Here is a 4,350-nt window from a genome sequence, read left to right on the forward strand (position 1 = left end):
CCTGGACCCATGGCGAGGTCACGGGCCACGGCACCGGCACCCTGCCGCAGACCCGCTGGCGGTTTCAGCCCCTGCAGGGCGTGCGTGGCCGCGCCGGGGTGGCGGGGATCGACGCCTCGGCCGTGGCGGCGGGCTCGGACGAGAAACGGCTGGCCCTGGCCCTGCTGGACCAGGGCGCCGTGGCGCTGGAGCGGGCCGATCTGGCGGGACAGGCGCTGGAGAGCGAGACCCTGCGCCGCGCCGACAGGTTCCGCGCGGCCCTGATGAACTCGGTCAGCCACGACCTGCGCACGCCCCTGTCGACCGTGCTGGGCTCGGCCACCACCCTGATCGATTATGGGGCGACGTTGAAGCCGGCGGTCCGCGACGATCTGCTGCTCAGCATCCGCGAGGAAGCCGAACGCCTGTCGCGCTATGTCGGCGACCTGCTGGACATGACCCGGCTGGAGGGCGGCGGTCTGAACGTCCGCACCGACTGGACCGATGTGCGTGACGCCCTGAACGCCGCCGCTGACCGGGTGTCGCGCCGCCTGGGGAACCGCCTCATCACCCGCGACTTCCCGGCCCAGCTCAGCATGGTCGAGGCCGATCCCGGTCTGCTGGAACAGGCGGTGGTCAATATCCTGGAGAACGCCATCGCCTATAGCCCCGACGGCACGACCATCGAACTGGCGGCCTATGAGGACCGGGGCGCCGTCGTCATCTCCATAGAGGATGAAGGTCGCGGCATACCCACGGCCGAGCTGGAACGGGTGTTCGACAAGTTCCGCCGTATGGAGGAATCGACCGACCGCGCCCCCGACCGGGTCCAGGGCGCCGGCCTGGGCCTGGCCATCGCCAAGGGCTTCGTCGAGGCCATGCGCGGCCGTATCGCCGCCGCCAGCCCGACCCACGACGGACCGGACGGCGGCAAGCGGGGCACGCGCATCCTGATCAGCCTGCCCAAATCCATCGCCACCCATCCGGATCTGCTGTGATGCCTGCCGTCCGTCCCCAGGTCCTCGTCATCGACGACGAGCCCCAGATCCACCGCTTCCTGTCGCCCGCCCTGGACGCCGCCGGCTACGAACCCCGGCGCGCCGACAGCGGGCAGGAGGGACTGAGGGCCATCGCATTGTGGAGCCCCGACGCGGTGGTGCTGGACCTGGGCCTGCCCGACATGGACGGTAAGGACGTGCTGAAACGGGCGCGGGAATTCTACCAGGGGCCGATCATCATCCTGTCGGCCCGCGACCGGGAGGCGGAAAAGATCGCGGCCCTGGACCTAGGCGCCAACGACTATGTCGAAAAGCCGTTCGGGGTCGGCGAACTTCTGGCGCGCATACGGGCCGGGCTGCGCCAGGGGGCCTTGACGCCGGTGGCGGGGGGCGTGGTCACGGCAGGAGAGGTCGTGATCGATCTGGACCGCCGCATCGTCACTCGCGCCGGCGAACGGGTGAAGCTGCGGCCCAAGGAATATGAAGTGCTCGCCTATCTGGCGCGCAACGCCGGCAAGGTGCTGGGCCATGCCGATCTGCTGAAGACCGTCTGGGGCGCGGGCCATGCCGCTGACGTCCAGTACCTGCGCGTCGTGATCGGCCAACTGCGCCACAAGCTGGAGGTCGATCCGGCCGAACCGACCCTGGTTGTTACAGAGCCGAGCGTGGGATACCGGCTCGAACTCTGATCGCCGCCGCACGCCTCTTTAAGGCGGATAGCCTGTTGTAGGCGAGGGCGGTTCGCTGACGCTTGGCGCCACGCCAACTGCAGGATGGCTGATTCCCCGGTTAGGCGTGAAGCCAATATCAGACCTCGAATTCTGGATAACCGCACGTGTGTCGATTTTGTATAAAAAGAACTATGCGGGGTAATATTGTATCGGTATTGATTTGAAAAAGATTTAAATGAAAAGAATATTGTTTCGGAATGGAATCAAAGCGAAATTATACTGTTATTGTCATATATACTTCATACAATTTTCGAGAATTGTTCCGATGAACCGACTACCCCCGCAAGCGATGGGAGAGCCGACACGGCCGCCCGTTCGCTTCAATCGGGGATCGATTAATGACAAACCGCAAACAGCTGTTCTGGGCGACTACCGCCCTGGCCGGCGCTCTCTCTCTCGCCGGAACCGCCTCGGCCCAGTCGTCGGGCACGGAAGCCGCCGAACTCAAGGAAATCGTCGTCACCGGTCAGCGCGGTCCGCGCACTATGGATGGCGTCATCACCGCGGAGTCGGTCGGCAAGAGCCGTGCGACGATCAATCAGGAGTTCATTTCGACCCAGGCCTCGGGCCAGTCGATCAACGAAGTCCTGAACCTGATCCCGGGCATGAACTTCACCAACAACGACCCCTATGGTTCGTCGGGCGGCAATATCCGTCTGCACGGCTTCGACGGCCCCCGCATCGCCCAGACGTTCGACGGCATGCCGCTGAACGACTCGGGCAACTACTCTCTCTATACGAACCAGCAGCTGGACAGCGACCTAGTCGACAAAGCGACCGTCAACACCGGCACCACCGACGCCGACAGCCCCACCGCCTCGGCGACCGGCGGCACGATCAACATCTCGTCGCTGACCCCGACCGAAGACTTCGGCGGCTGGGTTCAGGGCTCGCTGGGCGACTTCAACTACCAACGGTTCGCCATGCTGGTGAACACCGGCGCCGTCGGCCCCTGGGGCACGCGCGCCTGGTTCGCCTATTCCGATCAGTCCTATGACAAGTTCAAGGGCCAGGGCGACCTGAACAAGATCCAGTACAACGCCAAGATCTACCAGCCCATCCGCGACAACGGCGACTTCGTCTCGCTGGCCGCGCACTGGAACCGCAACCGCAACAACGCCTACAACGGCCCATATCTGATCCAGTCGGCCACGGACTCGCGTTCGGACGTCGAAGTCAGCCCCTATGGCTGGGATGTCGATTTCAACAACACCTATACGGCGCCGACCTTCGTCAACGGCTCGGCCGACGTCGACAGCAACTCGACCAACTACTACGGCCTGCGGATCAATCCGTCCGACACCGGAAACCTGCGCGGCCAGTCGCGCTTCACCCTGGGCAAGGGTCTGATCTTCACCTTCGACCCGTCGTTCCAGTACACTCTGGCCAACGGCGGATCGCAGCAGACGACTCTGACCGAGACCAACGCCCTGCTGCGCGGGTCGCAGACCTCGGGCGGCGTCGATCTGAACGGCGACGGCGATACGCTGGACACCGTGCGCCTGATGAGCCCCTCCAACACCCACACCCAGCGCTACGGCATCAACTCGTCGCTGCTGTGGTCGCCGAGCGAAAACCACTCGTTCCGTTTGGCCTATACGTTTGATCGGGCGCGCCACCGTCAGACGGGCCAGTACGGCTATATCGACTATTCGAACGCTTCCTCGCCGGTCTTCGCCGACATCTGGGGCGGTCTGAAGGAAGAAGACAACCGGGTCGTCAACCTGGACGGCTACGCCTTGCGTTCGCGCGACCGCCTGTCCTACGCCCAGCTCAACCAGGTCGCGCTGGAATATCGCGGCAAGTTTATCGACGATCATCTGCGTGTGAGCTTGGGCGTGCGCGCGCCCTTCTTCAAGCGCGAGATGAACCAGAACTGCTACTCGTCCAAGGGCACGAGTTCGGTGCTGTGCACGACCCAGACGGCGACGGTTTCGCCGAACTCGACCGCCAACTACACCTACTACCGCTTCGGCACCTCGACGACCGACTATATCGCGCCCTACAGCCGCGAGAAGACGTTCGACGACATCCTGCCGAACCTGAACGCCTCATGGCGCTTTGACTCGGCCCACAGCGTCTACGGATCCTATGCGGAAAGCCTGACCCTGCCGCGGACGGACAATCTGTACACCGTCACCTATAATGACGCCGGTGATCTGGTCAGCCCGATCGTCGATCCGGAAAAGAGCAAGACCTTCGACCTGGGTTATCGTTACCAGAGCGGAACCGTCATCGCCTCGGCCAGCATCTGGTACACCCAGTTCGAAAACCGCATCCTGACGACCTATGACCCGGCGACCGACATCTATGCGGATCGCAACGTCGGCGACGTGGACCTGAAGGGCTTCGACGCCCAGGTCGGCTTCTCGCCGATGGAGCCTCTGTCGATCTATCTGTCGGCCTCGTACAACGACAGCGAGATCAAGGACGACGTCGTCTACAACTCGACCACGACCTACAACACGGCCGGCAAGACCCTGGTCGAGGTGCCGGACTGGACCTTCGGTCTGCGCGCCCAGTATGAAGCCGGTCCGCTTCAGGCCGGCGTCCAGGCCAAGTATGTCGGGGAACGTTGGGTCACCGACGTCAATGATCTGAAGGTCGACGCCTATACGACCGTCAACGCCGACGCCCGCTTC

The 4,350-nt window shown here is 63.8% G+C and carries 3 protein-coding genes; all 3 read left to right on the forward strand.

Translation table 11 applies throughout. The features are described 5' to 3' along the window. Positions 1-977: sensor histidine kinase KdpD (locus Q7J26_RS09705; protein WP_304936251.1), on the forward strand; the 977-nt coding region annotated here is incomplete at its 5' end. Further along, entirely contained in the window at positions 977-1,666 is a 690-nt protein-coding gene (locus Q7J26_RS09710; RefSeq protein ID WP_304936252.1) for a response regulator, read from the forward strand. The genes Q7J26_RS09705 and Q7J26_RS09710, both read left to right, overlap by 1 nt. Positions 1,667-2,046: 380 nt before the next feature. Further along, positions 2,047-4,350 (forward strand): TonB-dependent receptor (locus Q7J26_RS09715; RefSeq protein ID WP_304936253.1); only part of this gene is annotated, 2,304 nt, incomplete at its 3' end.

Source organism: Brevundimonas sp. (assembly GCF_030656255.1).
In the GTDB taxonomy this organism is placed as follows: Bacteria; Pseudomonadota; Alphaproteobacteria; order Caulobacterales; family Caulobacteraceae; genus Brevundimonas.